Below are 21,882 nucleotides of genomic sequence, written 5' to 3'. Positions count from 1 at the left end.
AGGTTTACATCATATGCTTTATTTTGACCATTGCGCATCTACTCCTCCACATGAGGATGTTGTGCGTACGATGATGGAGGTCATGACGAAACATTATGCCAATCCGTCTTCGTTGCATAGTGGTGGCGTAGCAGCGGCAAAACTTATTGAAAAAGCACGTGAGCAACTGACTAGCTTAATGCATACGAAGCAAGGCAAATGGCTATTTACTTCTGGTGGCACAGAATCTAATAATTTAGCGATTAAAGGTGTCGCTCGTCAATATGCGAATCGTGGAAAACATATTATTACGTCAGCAGTAGAGCATGCATCTGTTCATGCAGCGATGCAACAGCTCGGGCAAGAGGGCTTCACAATTACGGAGCTACCGGTTGATGCTACTGGCCATGTATCTGTCGATCAATTGAAACAACAGATCACGGATGATACTATTCTAGTAAGTATTATGCATGTTAATAATGAGCTAGGCTCAGAACAGCCGATTGCGCAGATTGGACAATTGCTAAAGCGATATCCGAAAATAGTATTCCATGTTGATGCCGTACAAAGTGTTGGTAAACTCAATATTGATATTGAAGACTGGGGTATAGATTTATTAAGTGCCTCAGCACATAAATTGCGAGGTCCTCGCGGCGTAGGTTTTCTCTATATCCGTAACGGTATACAATTAGCTCCACTTCAAGTAGGTGGATCACAAGAATATAACTTGCGAGCAGGAACTGAAAATGTTGCTGCAATGGTTGCTAGTGCGAAAGCATTACGATTAGCTATTGAGTCACTGGAGCAACATTATAATGAAGCATCCGTATTAGCGACATATTTGCGTGAACGGATTGAATTGATACCAGAATTAAAGCTTAATGGTGGTGCACCACAATCCCCGTATATTGTTCATTTCTCATATCCGGGAATGAAGCCAGAAGTCGTTATTCATATGTTGGAGCAACGTAACATTTTAGCATCGACTCGTTCGGCTTGCTCTTCCAAAGACGATAAACCAAGTCGTGTATTGATGGCGATAGGAGCAACAAGAGGAGAGGCAACCGGAGGGATTCGGATTAGCTTTGGACAAGAACATACAACGGCACATATCGATACATTAATCGATGCACTTTATGAAATCATTCAGTCACTAAAACATCTTGAGAGGGGCAACACCCATTGATCTACGACCGTATTGTATTACGATATGGCGACTTAACGATGAAAGGTCGCAATCGTAAACTATTTGAAGATAAAATGCTGAAATCAGTGAAGCGAGCAATGAAAGAATTTCCTGAAGTAACGTATTGGAGAACGTACGGAAGACTGTATGTCATTCTGAATGGAATTCCACATCAGCCTGTCATTGAACGTCTGAAAGATCTATTCGGAATTATTTCAGTTAGTCCAGTCCTGTCTGTACCTTCAGAGCTTGAAGCGATTAAAGCAGCAGCAGATGAGGTAATGAAATCGTTAGACAATATTCCGGCTACGTTCAAAATTAATGCGCGTCGGGCATGGAAAAAGTTTGTGCATGGTTCTCATGAGATGAACCATTTGATCGGTTCTCATATATTACCGCAATATCCTGATATGAAAGTAGATGTTCATCATCCTGAATTGGAATTGAGGGTCGAAATTCAAGAAGAAGCAACGTACTTGTATTGGGAAAACATTGCAGCAGCTGGTGGCTTCCCATATGGGTCCAATGGCAAAGCGATGCTGCTCCTTTCTGGCGGGATCGACAGTCCTGTAGCGGGCTGGATGGCGCTTCGTAAAGGTCTTGAGATTGAAGCGGTACATTTCCATAGCTACCCGTTCACAACTCAACAAGCGACCGATAAAGTTATTACACTTGCAAGACGATTGTCTTATTATAGTGGCGTTCCCATTCGATTACATCTTGTACCGTTTACAGAAATTCAAACTCGTATTTCGCATAGTGATCAAGAAAACTTAACGATTACATTAATGCGACGCGCGATGCTGCGTATTACGGAGCATCTAGCGCTAAACGTGAAAGCAGGCGGAATTGTTACGGGGGAAAGTCTTGGACAAGTAGCAAGCCAAACATTGTCTAGTATGAATGTAATCGGTCGTGCCACTGTATTACCAATGATTAAGCCATGTATTATGATGGATAAGCAAGAAATTATTACGATTGCTCGCAAGATTGGTACGTTTGAAACATCGATCTTGCCATTTGAAGATTGTTGTACGTTGTTCTTACCGAAATCGCCAAGTACGAATCCGAATTTGCGTATTGTCGAGCGTGTCGAGCAACAGATAACGGATCTTGATGAATTAATTAATCAAGCAGTAGAGCAGACAGAAAGTGTGCTGCTCAATATGACTGAAGGCCACCATGAGCATGGACAAGTAGAGAAGTCGGAAGAAGACTGGTTCTAATGTTCACGTTCGATTGAAAATAGGTAAAAACAAAAGAAGCGTTAGGAGTAATTCTCTTAGCGCTTCTTTTGTCTTACAGCAAATAGTTCGATTTATGAAATTAATGTTGCTTTCTTTGCATTGCGCTTATTCACGATATAGCCTAGTCCCAAAACTCCGCAGATTAGAACAATTTTCACTGTCCATTGTAGCCATACATTTTCAGTGAAAAGGCTACCGAATTTATGCTCACCTATAAACATATTAGCGGCAGTGTATGCTAATACTGCAGCACCAACATAGATGATCCATTTGTAACGATCGACTAGCTTGATAAACAATGTACTGCCCCATACAATGACTGGAACACTAATTAGTAACCCAATCACAACTAACGGCATATGCCCTTTAGAGGCACCTGCAACTGCGATAACATTGTCAATACCCATTGCTGCATCTGCAATAATGATCGTTTGAATCGATTTCCATAATGTGCTTCCTGCCTTGATATTATCATGCTGATCTTCCTGAACGAGTAGCTTAAATGCGATCCATATAAGCAGTAATCCGCCTACTAAGTGCAACCACGGTAGATCAAGTAATTTCACAACAAGTAAAGTTGCGACTATTCGAATAGCAATGGCACCGACTGTACCCCAAATAATTGCTTTCTTCTGTTGCTCCTTCGGTAAATTGCGAGCAGCAAGAGCGATGACAATAGCATTATCTCCTGCAAGAATGAGATCGATAAATATAATGTTGATCAAGGCAAGCCAAAATTCTGCTGATAAAACGTTCATGGTGAGTCTCTCCTTTTGAAATTTATGTCATATTGATACAAGCTTATTCATACCTCTAGTAATGAGGAGGGGAATTTGTGGATAGCTTAATTATGTTCATTGAAATCGTATTAATAAACTTGTTATTAAGTGGTGATAATGCCATCGTTATTGCCATGGTAAGTAATCAACTTCCAACACATCAAAGAAATAAAGCGATATGGTGGGGGACGTTAATCGCAGTGTTACTAAGATGTTTCCTTGTACTGCTTGCCTTACCATTGCTTCAAATTCCTTATCTTCAGGCGGTCGGTGGATTGCTCTTGTTGTATATTGCAGTTAAATTGCTAATTGATATGCAACGGGCAGAGCATCAAGCAATGGATGTTAAAAAATTGACATTAATAAGTGGAATCTGGACCATAATTACGGCAGATTTCGTGATGAGCTTAGATAATGTATTAGCAATAGCGGCAATTGCCAAAGGTGATTTTGTTCTTATTATGCTCGGAATTGCGCTTAGCATTCCGATGATTATTTGGGGAAGTAAACTGTTAGATCATTTAATGAAAAGATTTCCTTTTCTTGCTTACATCGGTTCGGCGTTGCTTGCGTTTGCTGCTGGAGAAATGCTAATAAGAGATCAAGGTTTATATAATATCTTCTTTTATAAAATGGCAGGTTCGATTACATTAGTTCCATTATTATGTATTCCGATCGTGATCATCGCAGCAATCTTAAGACAAAAACCGAGACTAAAATGAAAAAAACAGACATGTTTTCAGCTTTTTTTGAGCTAGGAATATGTTTTTTTATGCAAACACACTCAGAACCCTAGTTTTTTTGTCGCAATTCCGTTAAACTAATAAAGATATAGATACAGTAACAGGTAATTATAGAATTAAGGAGCGGAACGCATAATGAATAATAAGTATTCCGCGGGGATAATTTTATTGCTAGCGGGGTCAGTCATTCTTCTAGGTAAATGGGGAGTGTTTGGTTTTCTCAGCTCGATATTCTGGCCGATATTAGTTCTCATTTCAGGGATTCTTATTCATGTCCTTTACTTCGGGCGAGTACTTCCAGCAATAACATTAGTTCCAGGCGGCATGTTGGTTGTGTATGCCATACTTTTTATTTTCTGTAATGCACTGGGATGGAGTAAATTGCAATATCTTTGGCCGCTGTTTATTTTTGGTGTAGCGCTAGGTATGTATGAGTACTACCTGTTTGGATCACCGAGACAGCGTTATATAAAGACAGCTGCTATTGGGCTTGGCGTGGCGTCAATTATTGGTTTGTTGCTTATTGCATTGTGGGGCTGGGGTATTTATGTCGTAGCGCTATTATGTGTAGGTAGCGGTCTTTACTTGATTTTTGGTTCACGTAAGCGCAGGTAGACAACAGAGTTTAACTAAAGAAAATGGAGTGGTAACAGTTAATGAAGGCAAGAGAAAATTTACGTAACATAGCAATTATTGCGCACGTAGACCATGGTAAAACGACATTGGTTGATAAGTTGCTTCAACAATCAGGAACGTATAAGGAACACGAATCTGTACAAGAACGTGCAATGGATTCAGGGGATATCGAGCGTGAGCGTGGTATTACTATTTTGGCGAAAAATACAGCCATTAACTACAAGGATTATTTGATTAACATTGTAGATACTCCTGGGCATGCTGACTTCGGTGGCGAAGTAGAACGTATTATGAAAATGGTTGACGGTGTATTACTTGTTGTTGATGCATTCGAAGGTTGTATGCCGCAAACGAAGTTTGTGCTTCGTAAAGCGCTTGAGTCTAACTTGACGCCAATTGTTGTTGTTAACAAAATTGACCGTCCTAATGCTAGTCCGACTCAAGTTATTGATGAAGTATTAGACCTATTCATTGAATTAGGTGCTAATGATAAGCAATTAGAATTCCCAGTTGTATATGCTTCTGCATTAATGGGAACTTCTAGCTTAACTCTTGAAAAGCAAGATGAGAATATGCAAGCACTTTACGAAACAATTATTGAAAATATCCCGTCTCCTACTGAGAGCACGGTTGATCCTCTTCAATTCCTAGTTACGTTGCTTGATTTCAACGAATATCTTGGTCGTATTGCGGTTGGTCGTGTAAACCGTGGTGTTATTAAACAAGGCCAAACGGTAGCAGTTATTAACCGTGAGGGCGTTACAAAGCAAGCTCGAATTGAAAAACTATTTGGTTTCCAAGGATTAAAACGTCTAGAAATCGAAGAAGCAGGCGCTGGTGATATCGTTGCGATTGCAGGTATTCGTGAAATTAATATTGGTGAAACGATTGCTGATCCAACGCATCCAGAAGCATTGCCAGTATTGAAAATCGATGAGCCAACATTGCAAATGACGTTCCTTGTTAACAACTCTCCATTTGCAGGTCGTGAAGGTAAATGGGTTACTTCTCGTAAGCTTCGTGAGCGTCTATTCAAAGAACTTGAGACAGATGTAGCGTTACGTGTTGACGAAACGGATAGCCCTGATGCATTTGTCGTATCTGGTCGTGGTGAGCTTCACTTAAGTATTCTTATCGAGACTATGCGTCGTGAAGGATTTGAACTACAAGTTTCCAAACCAGAAGTTATTGTTAAAGATATTGACGGCGTGAGATCTGAGCCTTATGAGCGTCTTCTTATCGATGTGCCAGAAGAGAGCATGGGTTCTGTTATGGAAAGTCTAGGAACTCGTAAAGCTGAGATGATGAATATGGTGAATGATGGCTCTGGTCAAGTTCGTCTTGAATTCGTTATTCCTGCTCGTGGATTGATTGGCTACCGTACTTCATTCCTAACACTAACTCGTGGATATGGTATTATGAACCATGCATTTGATAGCTATGGCGAATATGTACCTTCAAACGTAGGTGGTCGTCACACAGGCGTTCTAGTAAGTAGTGAAAACGGATCAACAACATTCTATGGTATGATGGGTGTTGAAGATCGTGGTCATCTGTTCCTAGAGCCAGGTGCCGAAGTTTACGAAGGTATGATCGTTGGTGAACATAACCGCGATAATGATATCATCGTAAATATTTGTAAAGAAAAACAATTATCAAACGTTCGTTCATCAGGTAAAGATGATACGGTTAAATTGAAAACACCACTATTATTCTCGCTTGAGCAAGCACTTGAATATTTGAATGATGATGAATATTGTGAGATTACTCCTAAAACGATTCGTCTTCGTAAAAAAATTCTGAATAAGAGTGAACGTGAACGTGCTGAGAAGCATCGCAAAACAGCTCTAGCGAACGCAAACTTATAATATAGGATGTTCAAAAAGCTTGCTTTTTGAACATTCACTATAGTATTGCATGTGGGAGGTTTTAAGAATGCAAGCATGGCTAAGTGAGCATATGCTCATTTCATATCTACTCATTCTTGGAATGACTTTGTTTATCTTTCAGAAGGTATTCCGTCCTCAACAGGCTAGACTACCATTAATTCGTGAGATTCTTATGTACGCAACAATGATTTTTGGATCAGCGATTCTGCTTATTATGCAAATAGATAAGCTACCGATTATTCAATGTATGGCTATTGCAATTGTTATGATGATTACACTTCGTTTGCGTCAGTTATATGATGGCTGGAAGCAAAAATCTTCAGCAGATAGCAATGCCAACACCGAGACAAAGTAATGATCTAATGAGAGCAGCACTCACACCATCCGTCTTTACGTTTGGAAACGGGTGCTGCTTTTTTGTTTTATATTATAACGAAAATAAGAGCAGGTGAATATATGAGTAAGCCCAGTAAAACCGATGCTCCTTCACGCCCAACGCAAAGTAGGGTCGCTTCAAAAGGGGCACATAAAAGAAAAAAGAGCAAAACAAAAATTATTATGATGTCAATCTTAGCAATTATTTTAATAATTATCGCGGTAGTAGTATTATACGGTGCATACATAGTTAATAAGGCAAGTAATGCCTTGCCTGGAATGAGTATTGTGACGGATGTAGAAGGTAAGCCGAATAGTGTTACACCAGTACCACAAGGCGAATCGGTGAAAGAAAAGCCAGTAACGATGGTGTTATTAGGAGTTGATCAGCGAAAAGGCGCTGGCGGCTTGAATACAGATGTCATGCTAGTGGCTGCACTTAATCCGATTACGAAAAAGGGTGCCGTTATTGCGATGCCTCGTGATACTCGAATTTCTTATAACAATGCAGTTCGTAAAGCTAACGCATTTTATGCAAATTATTATGTGAAAGCACAAAAAGACGGCGCTGACAAAAACGAAGCAATGCTTAGAGGGAAAACTGCAGTGAAGGAAATGCTGGGGGAATTTTATGATATCCCTATTCAGTATGCTATATCTGTTAATTTCCAGGGGTTTAGAGATGTTGTTGATGTACTTGGTGGCATTAACGTTGATGTAGATATGCGCATGAAATGGACGGATTCACATGATAATACCAATATTGATTTGCAACCAGGTATGCAACCGTTAGATGGAAAGCAGACGTTAGATTTTGTACGTTTCCGTCAATCTAAAGGAAATTCAAATGCTTCAAGTGACTTTGAGCGAAACAATAGACAAAGCGTAGTTCTTAAAGCTCTTTCGAAAAAAATGTTATCGCTCGGTGGAATTACGAAAATTGGTAATGTCATTGACGAAGTAAGTGATGATGTGTATACAGATATGCCTACTTCAGAATTAGAACGTATGATTACGACCTATTATAATATTAGTATGGACAATATTACGTTTATGAGTTTACAAGGGAAATGGAATAATCCTTACGTAATAGCAAGTGACGAATCACTTGCGGAAGCGCAGCAATTATTACAATCAATATTAGCAGAATGAGTAGCATGAACATATCATATACTATCATAAGTTAAGCTTCTATTATCACATTAAAGTGAAATGAAGGGGGTAGAGCTATGGTCGTATTATGTGAGCTACAATGTATAGCTTTATTTCTATATGAAACGAAAAAAGCCTAGTGATTATGCTAGGCTTTTTGTGCATTTATTTTCCTTTTAAGTTCTGTTCATAATCGTTAACTAATTCGTCGGGAGTATTGTATGTTTTCTCTTTGTTTGCTGCTTTATACTGAAGATCTTTTTGTGATGGCATAAGATCTGCGGGAACTTGTGGGATGATCCGTCCGACGATATCTGATAGCTCTTCAGCGATGCCTATTATAGGATGTCCTGCGGAAATATCGGAACCAATTTCTTTGATCCGTTCACCAAGATCCATATCGGCTGTGACGATTGCATTGATACCATATGTATCATGGCGAAACGCTTCGGCAACGGAATATTTGATTACCCCAACGCGTGATCTCTCTAGATCTGCGTTAACATCAATACCGACTATCGCATTGTTTCCCATAATAACGACATGTGCATCATTAACTCCTTCAATACTTTTGGCTAGCGCTTCAAGATGCGTAATAGCATCCTTGTGGCTGCTAGAGATATTCTGTTGCTTAACTGATTGAGCATTAATATTCTCATTATGATTGGTGGAGGGTGATTGATTACTACTGTTCATACTACCGCAGCCTGATAACAACAGAATCAGAGCTGTTATCATGACTAATTTCTTTTTCATTTGTTTCACCTCTGTATATAACGTGATTGTACCTACATAGTGTAACCGTAATGGCTGTTAGCTATGTATGCTAACGATGAAGATAGGGAGGAACTATTATGGGGAAAATAATTGTGCTTGATACGAACGTATTATTACATGATCCGAGAGCGATTTTTGCATTTCCTAATGATGAGGTTGTTATTCCGGCAATCGTACTTGAAGAAATCGATTCGAAAAAAAGGCTTGCCGATGAATTAGGTCGTAATGCGAGATCAGTTTCTCGTTTGTTAGATAAAATAAAAGAAGATGGAAAATTACACTCAGGTATTTTGCTGGATACAGGTGGCATCGTTCGCGTGGAATTAAATCATCGTAATTTTGCTCAGATTCAAGAGATGTTTGGGGAAATTACGAATGATCATCGTATTATTGCTGTTGCGTTAAATTATCATAAGGAACAAGCATTACTTCCAGAAGATGAGCAACAAAGTGTTGTACTCGTCAGTAAAGATGTACTAATGAGAATTAAAGCGGATGTCCTTGGCCTGGAAGCAAAAGATTATATGAGTGACCCGAATATTCAGGAAAATGATCGTTATCTAGGTTTTTTCAATATGCAGGTACATCCTTCGATTATCGATGAATTTTATAATCAACGATTTCTAACATTAAGTAATTTGCAATTAAAGCAACGATTTAACCCTCATGAGTTTGTTATATTGAAGGATGAGATGGGGACTACCAAATCTGCGTTATTAAAGGTGAATGCCCAAGCAACAAAGCTAGAGCCATTATATTTAAGTAATGATCCTGCATGGGGGATGACCCCGCGTAATGCACAGCAGCGAATGGCGCTTGAATTGCTATTGAATGATGATATACCACTCGTAACATTGACTGGCAAAGCAGGCACGGGTAAGACGCTCCTAGCGCTTGCTGCAGGTCTTATGAAGGTGGAAGATGAGCGAAAGTATAAAAAACTGCTTATTGCAAGGCCAGTTGTTCCGATGGGGAAAGATATTGGTTACTTGCCTGGCGAAAAGGAAGAAAAATTGCGTCCTTGGATGCAGCCAATCTATGATAATCTTGAATTTTTATTTGATACAAAAAAATCAGGTGATATTGATAAAATTTTGATGGGGCTTGGCAGTATTCACGTTGAGGCATTGACGTATATTCGCGGTCGATCCATACCTGGACAGTTTATTATTATTGATGAAGCACAAAATTTAACAAGTCATGAAATTAAGACGATTGTATCAAGAGTTGGCGAAGGCAGCAAAATAGTTTTAGTGGGCGATCCCGAGCAAATTGATCATCCATACTTAGATTCTATGAGTAATGGCTTAACAAATATTGTAGAGAAGTTTAAACAAGAGCAGCTAAGTGGACATATTACATTGGAAAAAGGTGAGCGATCTAAGTTAGCACAGTTAGCCGCAGATTTGTTGTGAGGTAGTTCAAAAAATGGACTTTGATAACGATGCGTATGCTAAAGTAGCATATTCGACGTCGCATCTGAAGCGAACTTGGAAAGTATAGCATAAGCTTCCGATGTATGTTTCTTGCAGAAACATTGTAGGATCGCATGTACCAATAACGTATATTTGCGCTTCCGCCGTTCTCAAGTAACGCTTCACCTGCTCGATTCTGAAAGCCCACTTTTTGAACTTTCATTGTAATGTAGTTCAAAACAGTCACTTGTGATCACGATGTGCTTATACGGAAAACACCAGTTGAACATTTGAAAGTAGAATGTTCAACTGGTGTTTTTTTCGTTAGGCGAGGGACGGACATAGGGTACACTAATTAGCTTGAAACCACCACTTTGGTATACTCTTTTTTTATCTAATTTCACACACGTCAGTAAAGGGGGTTATTGCCGGATAAACTCTTTTTCATTGAGGTTGAAGTAATGAAAGCGATATACTTTCTGCCAGTAAATTGCTATACTAGAAGTATTCTGTGTCGTAAAGGAGATCAATTGTGTTCAATAAACGATACATTTTGTTGATGCTAGGTTCTATACTAATAATAGTAATAGCTTTTATTTTTTTGACGCGCGAATTGAATTGGACTTATGTAAGTGATCTATATAGGAACAAAGCTGAGCCGGCGGCTATCGTTATTGATCGAGAACAAGTTATTGCAACCGAGCAAATACAAATATTTGTATCACTAGATGAAGAACAATTTGAACGGTTAGATCAACTACGTCTTTTAATGGATGATTCGTATCCTCATATTGAAGTGACGATGACGAATGTCTATAATGAACAATTTGAATATCCACAATGGGAACAACGATCTAAGCTAGATGAGCTTGGTGATGTACAGCTTATACCTAATGAATGGATATTACCACTTGCTACGAAAGGGTTGTTACAGCCCGTAGATCGTCTTATGAATAGTGATTCATTAACAAGTCACTTACCTGGTTATACAGATGCCTTGAAATGGAACGGTTATCTTTGGGGTGTCCCATACTCTAGTAACCCCTATCTAATATTCCCTAATAGATTACTACCCGAGTTGGTCGATGATGCTGTTGACGATCCTATTGATGCTGCAATAAAACCAACTGAGGACCCTTTACATAATAGTACACCTAACAATTCAGTTGAAGCTGAAGAGCAAGTTGATGTAGCAACAAGCAGTAATTGGGATCATATGCTGGAAATGCTTGCCCATGTAGAGGCTACTGATATTGAGATAGATTTACTTAATATCGCTGATAATAGCTATAACTCCATGCTAGTCTGGTTAACTTATGGCGATCTTGCTAGACAAAGTGGCATATCGAATAGTGAGTTAAGCGAAGAGCAACTAACGATTGTACAATGGTTACTTGAGCATGAGGATAACATCCAGCTAGATACTAATACCAACAAATCAAGTGCAGATCATGTCAACTGGCCGCTTTACTATATGACTTCATGGGATGATTATTTGATAAATAAAGAAGAACTATTCGAAAATTATGACGCTAATAAAGTACTCATTCCAGTCCCTTGGCTTAATGGATATAGCTTTGTAATTCAAGCGAATAGTAAACAAGCGATAGCGGCAATTGAGTGGATTGAGCAGGTTACGCAACGTGCTAGTGCAAATGCATATCAATATGAAGAACCTCCAACTAGAAATATGGAATTCGGATTAAGTAGTAATTCTGTTGTATCCAATATAGGTATTACGTTGAATCAGAAGCTAATTCAAGCGCAAATGATGGAAGTATCACCGAATTGGCCACAGCAATATGCTAGTATGAAGCGGCAGTGGGATGTAGTTGACACATTATCGGACAAGCTCAAAGTATTACGATGAAGGGTGAGTCATAATCCAGACTTATCCATTAGTTAATTGTACGATTCATTAGTTATATCCATTATTAGTTAGAATATATACGAAAAACGTGGACCGTCTCGAGCAGACGGTCCACGTTTTGTAAGTAAACAAATTTATATATTAGATCACTAATTGAAGTTCAATGGTCAATGTACCATCAGTTACAGTAACCGACTTGGCTCGGAGCATAGAGAGAATATATGAAGGATAGAAGTTCAAATTGAATTGAGCCTCGAGCTCATTTTTTGTTGAATCTGGTAATATAAATCCATTGAAATAAAGCTCATCAACCGTAAATTCAATATAATTTGTTGGTTTTTCCACAAGTGAATAATGACCTTTAAGTTCAATTTCAATATTATCCCGTTGTCCCTTTGCAATAATCGAATTTTCCTCGAAAGTAAAGGCGAAATCATTGAACATCTCGTTCTGACCTCTTAAAAAGCTATTAAGTGCATCATCAGGTAATTCAATCTTGTATTTGAAGCCCTTCATGGAAATATATTGTTGATTTTCCTGTAACCAACCAGGTAGTTCATTCATTGACTTCGCTAACTCTTGAAAATATGTTTGTACTTCGACAAGCCCTTTTTCTTCCCAAAAAGCAGTTAATTGTTCAATGAGTATTTGAATTCGTTCAGCATCAGACCTGCCAGTCAATTGTTGGTCGATTTGTTGTTCCAATGCACTTACACGATTCCGTTGTAATTGAAGCTGTTCGTGGAGTGTTGTTAATTTATTCTGTTCATCTTTATAAGCATCGTAACTTGATTGTAACACGCGATATTCATCGACATAAGAAGTTAATATTTGTTTGTCGTTTGACAAGATTAATTCGACAAATTCGATAGCTAGTAGAAAACCTTCAAATGAGTCGCTTTTTAACAAATTAAAAATGATTCCATCGCGTTCACCCATATAGTAAGCGAGTAGAACTTTACCTGCTTGCTCACGTTTGTTGGAAATTTGCTCTTCTTGCTGTTCGATTTGTTCCGCTGTTATCGTTAACGTTTGTTGCAAACCTTCTAACTTTTGTCCAATTCGTTCTATTTCTTTGTCTAATTCAACGATAGAGAGACTGGATTGTAATATTTGTTGAAGATCTTCGTCATCTTCAGTTTGTATGGGGGCTACCGTTTCAACAGTTGGCTCAGCAATTGCGGAAGGAATCGTCATTGTATAAAACATGAGTACCGCTAGCAAGCATATGATGATACGTGGTTTCATCACAATTAGATTCAATGCTACCTTCCCTCCTAAAACTTTTCGTTACTTCATGAGATACTTCTCTGCAAGAAAAGTACATCGAAAGCATAGGCTAAAACTTTTCGTTACTTCATGAAATACTTCTCTGCAAGAAAAGTACATCGAAAGCATAGGCTAAAACTTTTCGTTACTTCATGAGATACTTCTCTGCAAGAAAAGTACATATCCTTATCCATCATTGTATGCAATAGCATGACCTAATATTTCTTGCAACTATATATAATGAAAGTCTGTTTTTTGAATTACCTATTTCAATGAAAGTTCAAAACATTCGCTTGTCAGCATCAAGAAGATGCCCTCCAGCGGAAACGAGTAGCACAGCGTACGTATTGTGTACGTGAGCACACACAGGCTTTCGATGGGGGGCATATTCGCCGCCGACTAAGCTACGTTAGCATAGTCATCGTGATCACAAGTGGATGGTTTGAATTACCTCTAATAATGCAAACAGGTCGTACAAGTAATTAGCTTGTACGACCTGCTTCATCATTGTTGTTCTTAGAAAGGAATACTCATTTGGAATACTGACCAATAGGTGAATCCGACAAACGAGATTACCATATATCCCCAGAACATCGTTATGTAAGCTTTTTCTGAGAAATTCAAATAACCTAGGAAAGCAAAAGCAACTGCTTGTGCAAAGAATAGTAGAGAAAACTCATACATATGTCCAGCAAAAGCCATCAATGCGATTACTAAGCAAAAGAAACCTAGTACTCTATACATACGTGCCATACAGCAACCCCCTTTCATAGTGAACGACCTAATTTCCTAAATCCCATTATATCGCTAGCGGTAACAACTGTAAACATACTCTATGTCGAAATTCCGAAAATATTTCATCATTTATGTGAACTTGTTCATAGTATGTACATGATTATTAGAAAAAATGTATGAGTTTTTTTGAAATTGGTTATACAAAATAGTAACCAATAGATTCTATGAACTCTACTAAGCACATAGAATCTAAGTAAGTGCCTTTACGTTAGGAGGTTATAATAGCATGACAGCTATAAGACAAGATGCATGGAGTCAGGATGATGACCTAATGCTCGCAGAAGTAACACTGCGCCATATTAGAGAAGGTAGTACACAGCTTTCAGCCTTTGAGGAAGTTGGTGAACGTATTGGTCGTACATCAGCTGCTTGTGGGTTCCGTTGGAATAGTTTTGTTAGAAAACAGTATGATGAAGCTATTCAGATTGCCAAACAACAAAGACATAAACGTAATTATATGAAGAAACAAGTGGCCTCTCTTCCACAAGTATCATCTATAACGATGTTTGAAACAGAAGAAAGACCTATTAGAATGGAACAAAGTTCAATAGAAGAAAGTCTATCTATTGATTCGGTCATTCGTTTTTTACGCGAATGGAAAATGACGTATCAAGATTTATCACGCCAACTTCGTAGCTATGAGAAATCATTGAAAGATCGTGAAGATGAACTATATCGTCTTCGTCAAGAAAATGAAAGATTAGCTAAGGAAGTTAATATCGTGCAAACCGATTATCATGCTGTGAATGATGATTACAAAACATTAATTCAGATCATGGATCGTGCAAGGCGATTAACAGTGCTTTCAACTGAGGAAGAAAAGAAACCTCGATTCAAGATGGATGCAAATGGTAACCTTGAGAGAATTGAATAGAGTAAGAGGGACAAAAAGTGTTACTATATAGTAGCACTTTTTTTGTTGCTTTAAGTAGGACGATAACTTATAACTGTTGTAATGATGTTGAAAGGTATGTGGTTATGAATGAGATTTGAAATCATTGGTAATGGCGCAATAGGTAATCTATATGGAGCAAAGCTTTTGCAAGCAGGTTATGTTGTGCACTTCTGGACAAGAACGATGGAACGAGCTCATTTATTACAAATAGAAGGGATTACGCTGCAAGATAGAGCAGGTCAGAGAAGCACATCGATGAATGGTACATATAGACAACTCCAAGAGCGAGAATTCGCATTGCATTTATTAGATTACAAGGCAACAGAGGAAGTGTACATTTTACTTACCGTGAAGCAAACACAATTAAGTAATGACTTACTCAATCACATTAAGTTGCTTTTAGCTCAGTATCCGAACTGTACATTAATAGCCTTTCAAAATGGTATTGGTCATATCGAAAGATTAGCTGAACTAACTACAAAACCAATCATTACTGTAGTGACAAGCGAGGCATCGCTAACCATACAAGCTCATTACGTGAACCATACAGGAACTGGTCTAACTACATTAGGCGATCAATTGGGTCGTGATTGTGAAGGTATTCGTCAGAAAATATTGGAAGAAGCATTATTTAAGGCAGGATTTAAGACATTAGTGTCGAAAAACATCAGAGAAGCAATCTATCGCAAATTAATTGTAAATGTAGTTATTAATCCTTTAACCGCTCTCTTCGGTGTGAAAAATGGTCAATTGCCAGCTGATTGTACAAGATTGCAGATAATGGAACAGTTGTTTGAAGAGACTAGAACGATTCTAGCTTTTGAAGAAGCGGAAATTGCCGCTGTTAGGTTTGATCAAGTTCTACATATTTGTGAAGCAACATCTAGCAACACTTCTTCGATGTTAAGTGATGTTTTGGCTGATCGCGAGACGGAAATAGTAACGATTAATGGAGCTATCGTGGAAATGGCTTCGCATCGTGGATATGAAGCACCTCTTAATAACGCTCTAGTACAATTAATATTAGCACTACATCCTGAAAAATAGGGGAGTGAACAATAGTAGCTTATGTGGGATTTCATTAGAACTGTCTTTTCAGCAATTGCAACTATACCAATTTTTCCGTTTTTTATTGTGTATCTAGGCTACAACGTATTTGTGAAAGATCGTAAAAAATCGATTCGGCTAGCTATGGACGTTTCTACCATATTCTTTATACCTTGTGTAGGGGCCTTATTTAATGAATTATTTAGTAGTAAATTTGGTATTTATGGAATATTGTTAGCCATGATTATCGGTGGAGGATTGCTTGGAAATGCGCACTATCGTAAAGATGGCGTTATTCCATGGAAAAAAATTATTCGCGTCGTATGGCGGATTGCGTTTTTCGTTACAGCATTTCTCTATATTATTTTTATTGCTATTATATTGTTGCAATTGGCATTTACTGTTTCCTAATAGAAGAAACACCATGCGTCTCTACTTTGCTAGGGACGTTTTTCTTTTGACTTGAAAGTTCACTATTCTGTACAATGTCGAAGTAATGAGTTATCTTTATATTGTATAGTAACTATAACTAATTGAAGTTCGAGGAGGTAGTGCGGCAGTGGTCGATCTACATAAATATGAATTACCTATAGCTCAAGCATTATCAGCGGATTATATAAATGGTAAGCAGCAGGTTGTCGAGAAGCTTTACGGCTACTATGCTGGTAATGATGCAGATTGGGTCAAACGCGCATCGAAATTAACGCAATTGCAGCATACTCGCGCTAACAGTGAGTCGTTGGCAAATGTACTTAAAGCTTACAATGAGCGTTTGTCCGCTAGCGAAGCAACATTAGCTAATATCGCTCATATTGCTCAAGGGGCGAAAGTAGTTATTGGTGGTCAACAGGCTGGTATTTGGACGGGACCATTACTGGTTGTCCATAAGGCAGTATCTATTATTCAAGCCGCATTATCAGCAAGTGAGCAACTACAAGAGAAAATCGTTCCTGTTTTTTGGATTGCTGGCGAAGATCATGATTGGGATGAAGTGAATCATACTTATGTGATCTCACCAGAGCAACAATTGAAAAAACTAAGTATAGGTCGAGATGCTTCATTAAAAACATCGGTCAGCCGAACGGCGATTAGTGCGGAACAATGGCAAGAAGCACTAGAAGAGTTATCTGAGCAACTACCTGGATCTGAATTCAAAGAACAACTAGTTCAAGAACTTCAACAAATGGCAGAGAAATCAAATTCATTATCGGACTTCTTTGGACATATGTTGAGTACGTTATTTGCCCAGTACGGCTTAGTACTCATTGATTCAGATGATGCTGCGTTGCGGGCCATTGAAAGTAGCATGTTTGCACGGTTGTTGAAGCATAATGATGAATTAGAACAGGCTTATCTACAAACAGCACAAGCAGTACGTGATATGGGCTATTCCTTACAGGCAGATGTAACGGCTAATAGTGCTAACCTATTCGTATTTGTAGAAGAAAGTCAGAGTGATCGGGTGTTGCTCTATAAAGAGAACGGTGGATTCCGTGATCGCAAAAGTCAGTATCATTGGACAATGGAGCAGCTAGAGCAACTGCTTCAACATGAGCCACAAAGCTTTAGCAATAATGTGCTGACACGTCCACTAATGCAGGATCATTTATTCCCAGTATTGGCGACTGTGCTTGGCTCGGGTGAAATTTCCTATTGGGGTTTAACCAAACAAGCGTTTGAAGTTCTTGGAATGGAAATGCCTATTATTGTGCCTCGCATGTCTTATACGCTAGTAGAAGGTATCATTGCAAAAAATATGGCTAAATATGAATTGTCGTTCGCTGATGTGATGGATCATTTCCAAGAGCGTAAGCAACAATGGCTACACGATCAAGATGAATTACATGTCGCTGATCAATTTGGGCATGTACGCGAGCAGTTCACGGCGATGTACGCTCCATTAATCGAACTTGCTGGCTCGATTCAAAGCGGCTTGGCTAAGCTTGGCGATACGAATATGAACAAAATTATAGAACAAATGACTTATATGGAAGCTAAAACGGTGGATGCTCAGCAGAAGCAATTTGAAGCAGCTATTCGTCAATTGGATCGGGTTGAGCTTACATTGAAGCCTAGTGGTAAACCGCAGGAGCGAGTGCTGTCGATGATTACATATTGGAATCGTTACGATAAAGTATGGCTAGATGCTATTTTTGCGACAGGGTATAGTAGGACGGGTGGACATGAGATAGTACACTTGTAATAGAGGATGTTCAAAAAGCGGACTTTGATAACGAAGTGATGCTAACGTAGCGTATTCGACATCGCATCTGAAACGAACTTGGAAAGTACGGCATAAACTTCCGATGTATGTTTCTTGCAGAAACATTGTAGGTTCGCGTGTACCAACTACGTACACTTGCGCTTCCGCCTTTCTCAAGTAACGTTTCACCTGCTCGATTCTGAAAGTCCGCTTTTTGAACCTTTAATTGGACGATGAAGTTCAAAAAGCGGACTTTGATAACGATGACTGGCTTCGTAGCGTATTCGACATCGAATATGAAGCGAACTTGGGAAGTCTAGCGTACAGACAAGTTATCTTGTATTACATATAATAAGTTGTTGGCTTAAATAAAATATGAATAGTTATTGGAGGGTTAATATGAAGGTTTTAGAAAAAAGTATTATTACTGATATTTCACTTGCTCCAGAAGGACATTTGAAAATTGATTGGGCGAGTAGCCATATGCCTGTCTTGAATGAAGTTCGTGCGCAGTTTGAAAAAGAACAACCATTTAAAGGATTGAAGGTTTCAATTTCTTTGCATCTAGAAGCGAAAACAGCATATTTAGCTAAAGTTGTACAAGCAGGCGGAGCGGAGGTTACGATTACAGGAAGTAACCCACTTTCCACACAGGACGATATTTGTGCAGCGTTAGTGGAGGATGGAATTACAGTTTACGGTAAATATAATCCATCGCCAGAAGAATTTAAAATGCTTAATATGAAGGCGCTAGAAAATAATCCTGATCTAATCATTGATGATGGTGGCGACCTTGTAACGTTATTGCATACGGAAAGTAAGCAACATGCCATTAACGTGCGCGGTGGAGCTGAAGAAACAACAACGGGCATTATTCGTTTGAAGGCATTGGAAAAAGAAGGTACACTTTCTTTCCCAATGGTTGCTGTTAATGATGCTTATTGCAAATATTTGTTTGATAATCGCTACGGTACAGGTCAATCTGTATTTGACGGTATTAACCGCACGACTAACCTAGTTGTTGCCGGTAAAACAGTAGTCGTTGCTGGTTATGGATGGTGTGGTAAAGGTGTTGCGATGCGTGCTAAAGGTCTTGGCGCTAATGTTGTTGTCACAGAAATTGATCCGATTAAAGCTGTTGAAGCTTACATGGACGGATTCCATGTTATGCCGATGGTAGAGGCAGCGAAAATTGGTGATATGTTTGTAACCGTTACAGGAAATCGTGATGTTATTCGTAAAGAACACTATGAAGTGATGAAGGACGGAGCAATTCTATCGAACGCTGGTCATTTCGATATTGAAGTGAACAAAGTTGATCTTGAAGCGATGAGTGTGAGTATACGTACTGTTCGTCGTAATATCGAGGAATACAAATTAGCAGATGGTCGCAAATTCTATCTTCTAGCAGAAGGTCGTCTTGTAAATCTAGCTGCTGGAGATGGTCATCCTGCGGAAATTATGGATATGACCTTTGCTCTTCAAGCATTAAGCTTGAAATATGTGAATGATGAGTACAAAACAATTGGTAAGCAAGTTGTTAATGTTCCTTACGACATTGATCAACAAGTTGCTAATTTGAAATTAGAAGCGCTTGGCATGGAAATTGATTCCTTAACGCAAGAGCAAGTGGCTTATCTTGATAGCTGGGAATAAAAATTAAATAAAATATTTAGAGAATCCTGCTTATAAAAGCAGGATTTTTCTTTTGTGTGGCGAAATAGTCTTACTTAGTGGTGTAAAGTGGTGAGAAGTGGGGCAAAAAGGGGAAGGGGTGGAGCGAAATTATGTTTATGGGAGAATATCAACATAGCATTGACGATAAAGGACGTATTATTATCCCAGCTAAATTTCGTGACCAACTTGGTTCAACTTTCGTAGCTACACGCGGCCTAGACAATTGTTTATTTATATATCCTGCTAGTGAGTGGGAAATATTAGAGCAAAAGTTAAAAACTTTACCTTTAATGAAATCAGATGCACGTGCCTTCACGCGCTTTTTCTTCTCTGGTGCAATAGAATGTGATCTGGATAAGCAAGGACGAATTAATTTACCACAGCATCTAAGAGAATATGCCAAGCTTGAAAAGGATTGTATGGTACTAGGAGTTTCAAATCGGGTAGAGGTATGGAGTAAGGCATCTTGGGAAGGCTATTATGAAGAATCTGAGCAAACATTTAATGAGATTGCTGAGAAACTTGTAGACTTTGATTTCAACTTCTAGCATAACAACATGAATTGGGGGATTTAACGTGTTTTTGCATACAACAGTTTTATTGGAGGAAGCAGTCAAGGGGCTTAATATTAAGCCGAATGGTATATATGTTGACTGCACGCTTGGTGGAGCGGGACATAGCCAGCTAATTGCCGCATCACTAGGGGAGCAGGGGCGCCTAATTGCTTTCGACCAGGATGACTGGGCACATGAGAATGCAAAGGTTAAGCTTGCCCCTTATATGGATAAAGTAACACTTGTACGTAGCAATTTCCGCTATCTTGAACAGGAGTTAATGCATTGTGATGTACCGATGTTAAATGGTGTTCCACAAGTGGATGGTATTCTATTCGATTTAGGTGTTTCTAGTCCGCAGCTTGATGATGCTGAACGTGGATTCAGCTACAACCAAGACGCACCACTGGATATGCGTATGGATCGTGATGAGGAATTGACGGCTTATCATATTGTGAACGAGTGGGATGAACGAGATATTGCTCGCATTCTTGATCGATATGGAGAGGAAAAGTTTGCGCGTAACATCGCTCGCTCCATTGTGAAAATCCGCCAGACTCAGGCAATTGAAACAACAGAACAATTAGCTGAAATTGTGAAAAATGCGATTCCTGCGGCTACACGTCGTACAGGTGGCCATCCAGCAAAACGCTCATTCCAAGCATTGCGTATCGCGGTGAATGATGAACTTGGTTCTGAGGAAGAAGCTTTGGAGGCGGCCGTTCGTTGTACTGCTTCTGAAGGAAGAATCTCGGTTATTACGTTCCATTCATTAGAAGATCGGATTTGCAAACAAACATTTGTGAAGTATGTGGAGAAATGCACTTGTCCACCAGATTTTCCGATGTGCGTTTGTGGTACAAAAGGTAAATTGAAATTAATAACACGTAAGCCGATTGTTCCGAGTGAATTTGAAATAGAACAAAACTTACGGGCAAGATCGGCAAAATTAAGAATAGCAGAAAAGCTGTAGGGGGGATTAATCGTGGCCTATCATTATGGTAATTTAGCAGTGAAACCTAAGCGTCAAGAGCAGGAAGAGTACATCATACGCGAAACGAAGAAAAAAGTCGTTCGCAAAAAACCTATCCCAGCAGGAGAAAAGGTATTATATCTGACTGCTGTATTAATGGGAGTTATCATCTTGGGAGTTATCATATTTAGGTATGCTGATATTTACTATACGAGTTTGCAAGTAAAGCAAATTAATAGTGAAATGCAAGCAATGACGATTGAGGTAGAACAACTACAGCGAGAAGTTCAAACATTAAGTGATCCTGAACGTATTCGTGAATTTGCAGAATCTCAAGGTATGGTGAGCAGCTTGGAAACAGGAATAATTGTCAAGAAGTCGAGCTCCTCTGGAGAAACGGCAAAGCTTGAATAGGAAGTGA

At 39.0% G+C, this 21,882-nt stretch carries 21 protein-coding genes; 17 read left to right on the top strand and 4 right to left on the bottom strand.

All coding sequences use genetic code 11. From position 1 onward, the window contains the following. Window positions 1-13 precede the first annotated feature (13 nt). Together AC1TO5_RS02960 and thiI are read left to right on the top strand one after the other, a co-directional pair. Entirely contained in the window at window positions 14-1,165 is a 1,152-nt protein-coding gene (locus AC1TO5_RS02960) for a cysteine desulfurase family protein (protein WP_482061290.1), read from the top strand. Continuing rightward, the gene (thiI, locus tag AC1TO5_RS02955; protein WP_482061289.1) at window positions 1,162-2,391 is read left to right on the top strand and encodes a tRNA uracil 4-sulfurtransferase ThiI; all 1,230 of its coding nucleotides are present in this window, start codon (window positions 1,162-1,164) and stop codon (window positions 2,389-2,391) included. Before AC1TO5_RS02960 ends, thiI begins: the two co-directional genes overlap by 4 nt. 92 nt (window positions 2,392-2,483) lie before the next feature. On the opposite strand, the gene AC1TO5_RS02950 is transcribed toward thiI, so the two are convergent. Next, on the bottom strand, window positions 2,484-3,170 hold the full coding sequence (locus AC1TO5_RS02950; RefSeq protein ID WP_482061288.1) for a TerC family protein: 687 nt from the start codon (window positions 3,168-3,170) through the stop codon (window positions 2,484-2,486). A gap of 77 nt (window positions 3,171-3,247) precedes the next feature. On the opposite strand from AC1TO5_RS02950, the gene AC1TO5_RS02945 reads away from it, so the two are divergent. From AC1TO5_RS02945 to AC1TO5_RS02925, 5 genes are all read left to right on the top strand, one after another. Further along, window positions 3,248-3,913, top strand: a complete 666-nt coding sequence (locus AC1TO5_RS02945; protein ID WP_482061287.1) for a TerC family protein — start codon at window positions 3,248-3,250, stop codon at window positions 3,911-3,913. Window positions 3,914-4,069: 156 nt separating this feature from the next. Further along, window positions 4,070-4,549 (top strand): hypothetical protein, encoded by a 480-nt coding sequence (locus AC1TO5_RS02940; RefSeq protein WP_482061286.1) that lies wholly within the window; start codon window positions 4,070-4,072, stop codon window positions 4,547-4,549. 41 nt (window positions 4,550-4,590) lie between these two features. Beyond that, window positions 4,591-6,438 (top strand): translational GTPase TypA, encoded by a 1,848-nt coding sequence (gene typA / locus AC1TO5_RS02935; RefSeq protein WP_482061285.1) that lies wholly within the window; start codon window positions 4,591-4,593, stop codon window positions 6,436-6,438. A gap of 67 nt (window positions 6,439-6,505) precedes the next feature. After that, window positions 6,506-6,814 (top strand): YlaH-like family protein, encoded by a 309-nt coding sequence (locus tag AC1TO5_RS02930; RefSeq protein ID WP_482061284.1) that lies wholly within the window; start codon window positions 6,506-6,508, stop codon window positions 6,812-6,814. A gap of 101 nt (window positions 6,815-6,915) precedes the next feature. Then, window positions 6,916-7,986, top strand: a complete 1,071-nt coding sequence (locus AC1TO5_RS02925; protein WP_482061283.1) for an LCP family protein — start codon at window positions 6,916-6,918, stop codon at window positions 7,984-7,986. Between the two features lie 165 nt (window positions 7,987-8,151). Here AC1TO5_RS02925 and AC1TO5_RS02920 read toward each other — a convergent pair whose 3' ends face one another. Next, entirely contained in the window at window positions 8,152-8,742 is a 591-nt protein-coding gene (locus AC1TO5_RS02920) for a YhcN/YlaJ family sporulation lipoprotein (protein WP_482061282.1), read from the bottom strand. 98 nt (window positions 8,743-8,840) lie between these two features. Between AC1TO5_RS02920 and AC1TO5_RS02915 the strand changes: the two genes are divergently transcribed. Further along, window positions 8,841-10,178: a PhoH family protein gene (locus tag AC1TO5_RS02915; protein WP_482061281.1), complete on the top strand. Its 1,338-nt coding sequence runs from the start codon at window positions 8,841-8,843 to the stop codon at window positions 10,176-10,178. A 532-nt stretch (window positions 10,179-10,710) separates the two neighbouring features. After that, window positions 10,711-12,048, top strand: coding sequence for a hypothetical protein (locus tag AC1TO5_RS02910; RefSeq protein ID WP_482061280.1), 1,338 nt, complete (start codon window positions 10,711-10,713; stop codon window positions 12,046-12,048). Between the two features lie 141 nt (window positions 12,049-12,189). Here AC1TO5_RS02910 and AC1TO5_RS02905 read toward each other — a convergent pair whose 3' ends face one another. Then, entirely contained in the window at window positions 12,190-13,311 is a 1,122-nt protein-coding gene (locus AC1TO5_RS02905; protein ID WP_482061279.1) for a coiled-coil domain-containing protein, read from the bottom strand. A gap of 522 nt (window positions 13,312-13,833) precedes the next feature. Continuing rightward, window positions 13,834-14,070: a DUF2626 family protein gene (locus AC1TO5_RS02900; protein ID WP_482061278.1), complete on the bottom strand. Its 237-nt coding sequence runs from the start codon at window positions 14,068-14,070 to the stop codon at window positions 13,834-13,836. A 268-nt stretch (window positions 14,071-14,338) separates the two neighbouring features. Here AC1TO5_RS02900 and AC1TO5_RS02895 point away from each other — a divergent pair, with 268 nt between their 5' ends. From AC1TO5_RS02895 to ftsL2, 8 genes are all read left to right on the top strand, one after another. After that, window positions 14,339-14,986 (top strand): RsfA family transcriptional regulator, encoded by a 648-nt coding sequence (locus AC1TO5_RS02895; protein ID WP_482061277.1) that lies wholly within the window; start codon window positions 14,339-14,341, stop codon window positions 14,984-14,986. Between the two features lie 108 nt (window positions 14,987-15,094). Beyond that, window positions 15,095-16,054: a ketopantoate reductase family protein gene (locus AC1TO5_RS02890; RefSeq protein ID WP_482061276.1), complete on the top strand. Its 960-nt coding sequence runs from the start codon at window positions 15,095-15,097 to the stop codon at window positions 16,052-16,054. 21 nt (window positions 16,055-16,075) lie between these two features. Then, on the top strand, window positions 16,076-16,465 hold the full coding sequence (locus AC1TO5_RS02885) for a DUF3397 domain-containing protein (protein WP_482061275.1): 390 nt from the start codon (window positions 16,076-16,078) through the stop codon (window positions 16,463-16,465). 148 nt (window positions 16,466-16,613) lie between these two features. Further along, window positions 16,614-18,257, top strand: a complete 1,644-nt coding sequence (gene bshC / locus AC1TO5_RS02880) for a bacillithiol biosynthesis cysteine-adding enzyme BshC (RefSeq protein ID WP_482061274.1) — start codon at window positions 16,614-16,616, stop codon at window positions 18,255-18,257. Window positions 18,258-18,656: 399 nt separating this feature from the next. Next, window positions 18,657-19,913 carry an adenosylhomocysteinase gene (locus AC1TO5_RS02875; RefSeq protein ID WP_482061273.1) on the top strand — a complete coding sequence of 419 codons (1,257 nt, stop codon included), beginning with the start codon at window positions 18,657-18,659 and terminating at the stop codon, window positions 19,911-19,913. A 131-nt stretch (window positions 19,914-20,044) separates the two neighbouring features. Beyond that, window positions 20,045-20,482, top strand: coding sequence for a division/cell wall cluster transcriptional repressor MraZ (gene mraZ / locus AC1TO5_RS02870; protein ID WP_482061272.1), 438 nt, complete (start codon window positions 20,045-20,047; stop codon window positions 20,480-20,482). A gap of 28 nt (window positions 20,483-20,510) precedes the next feature. Then, window positions 20,511-21,461, top strand: a complete 951-nt coding sequence (gene rsmH, locus AC1TO5_RS02865; RefSeq protein WP_482061271.1) for a 16S rRNA (cytosine(1402)-N(4))-methyltransferase RsmH — start codon at window positions 20,511-20,513, stop codon at window positions 21,459-21,461. Window positions 21,462-21,473: 12 nt separating this feature from the next. Then, complete coding sequence (gene ftsL2 / locus AC1TO5_RS02860; RefSeq protein WP_482061270.1) at window positions 21,474-21,875, top strand: cell division protein FtsL; 402 nt, start codon at window positions 21,474-21,476, stop codon at window positions 21,873-21,875. Window positions 21,876-21,882: the final 7 nt, after the last annotated feature.

The sequence above is a fragment of the Paenibacillus sp. Y930 genome (genome assembly GCF_056786375.1).
The sequence above is the reverse complement of the archived record's forward strand: the minus strand, read 5'-3'. Positions and strand labels throughout refer to the sequence as shown.

Bases quoted from the DNA above. Each gene is read 5' to 3' on its own strand.
- AC1TO5_RS02925 (WP_482061283.1), top strand. From the start codon at position 6,916: ATGAGTAAGCCCAGTAAAACCGATGCTCCTTCACGCCCAACGCAAAGT.
- AC1TO5_RS02915 (WP_482061281.1), top strand. From the start codon at position 8,841: ATGGGGAAAATAATTGTGCTTGATACGAACGTATTATTACATGATCCG.
- AC1TO5_RS02940 (WP_482061286.1), top strand. From the start codon at position 4,070: ATGAATAATAAGTATTCCGCGGGGATAATTTTATTGCTAGCGGGGTCA.
- mraZ (WP_482061272.1), top strand. From the start codon at position 20,045: ATGTTTATGGGAGAATATCAACATAGCATTGACGATAAAGGACGTATT.
- typA (WP_482061285.1), top strand. From the start codon at position 4,591: ATGAAGGCAAGAGAAAATTTACGTAACATAGCAATTATTGCGCACGTA.
- AC1TO5_RS02900 (WP_482061278.1), bottom strand. From the start codon at position 14,070: ATGGCACGTATGTATAGAGTACTAGGTTTCTTTTGCTTAGTAATCGCA.
- AC1TO5_RS02890 (WP_482061276.1), top strand. From the start codon at position 15,095: ATGAGATTTGAAATCATTGGTAATGGCGCAATAGGTAATCTATATGGA.
- AC1TO5_RS02895 (WP_482061277.1), top strand. From the start codon at position 14,339: ATGACAGCTATAAGACAAGATGCATGGAGTCAGGATGATGACCTAATG.
- AC1TO5_RS02930 (WP_482061284.1), top strand. From the start codon at position 6,506: ATGCAAGCATGGCTAAGTGAGCATATGCTCATTTCATATCTACTCATT.
- AC1TO5_RS02885 (WP_482061275.1), top strand. From the start codon at position 16,076: ATGTGGGATTTCATTAGAACTGTCTTTTCAGCAATTGCAACTATACCA.
- AC1TO5_RS02875 (WP_482061273.1), top strand. From the start codon at position 18,657: ATGAAGGTTTTAGAAAAAAGTATTATTACTGATATTTCACTTGCTCCA.
- AC1TO5_RS02950 (WP_482061288.1), bottom strand. From the start codon at position 3,170: ATGAACGTTTTATCAGCAGAATTTTGGCTTGCCTTGATCAACATTATA.
- AC1TO5_RS02960 (WP_482061290.1), top strand. From the start codon at position 14: ATGCTTTATTTTGACCATTGCGCATCTACTCCTCCACATGAGGATGTT.
- AC1TO5_RS02920 (WP_482061282.1), bottom strand. From the start codon at position 8,742: ATGAAAAAGAAATTAGTCATGATAACAGCTCTGATTCTGTTGTTATCA.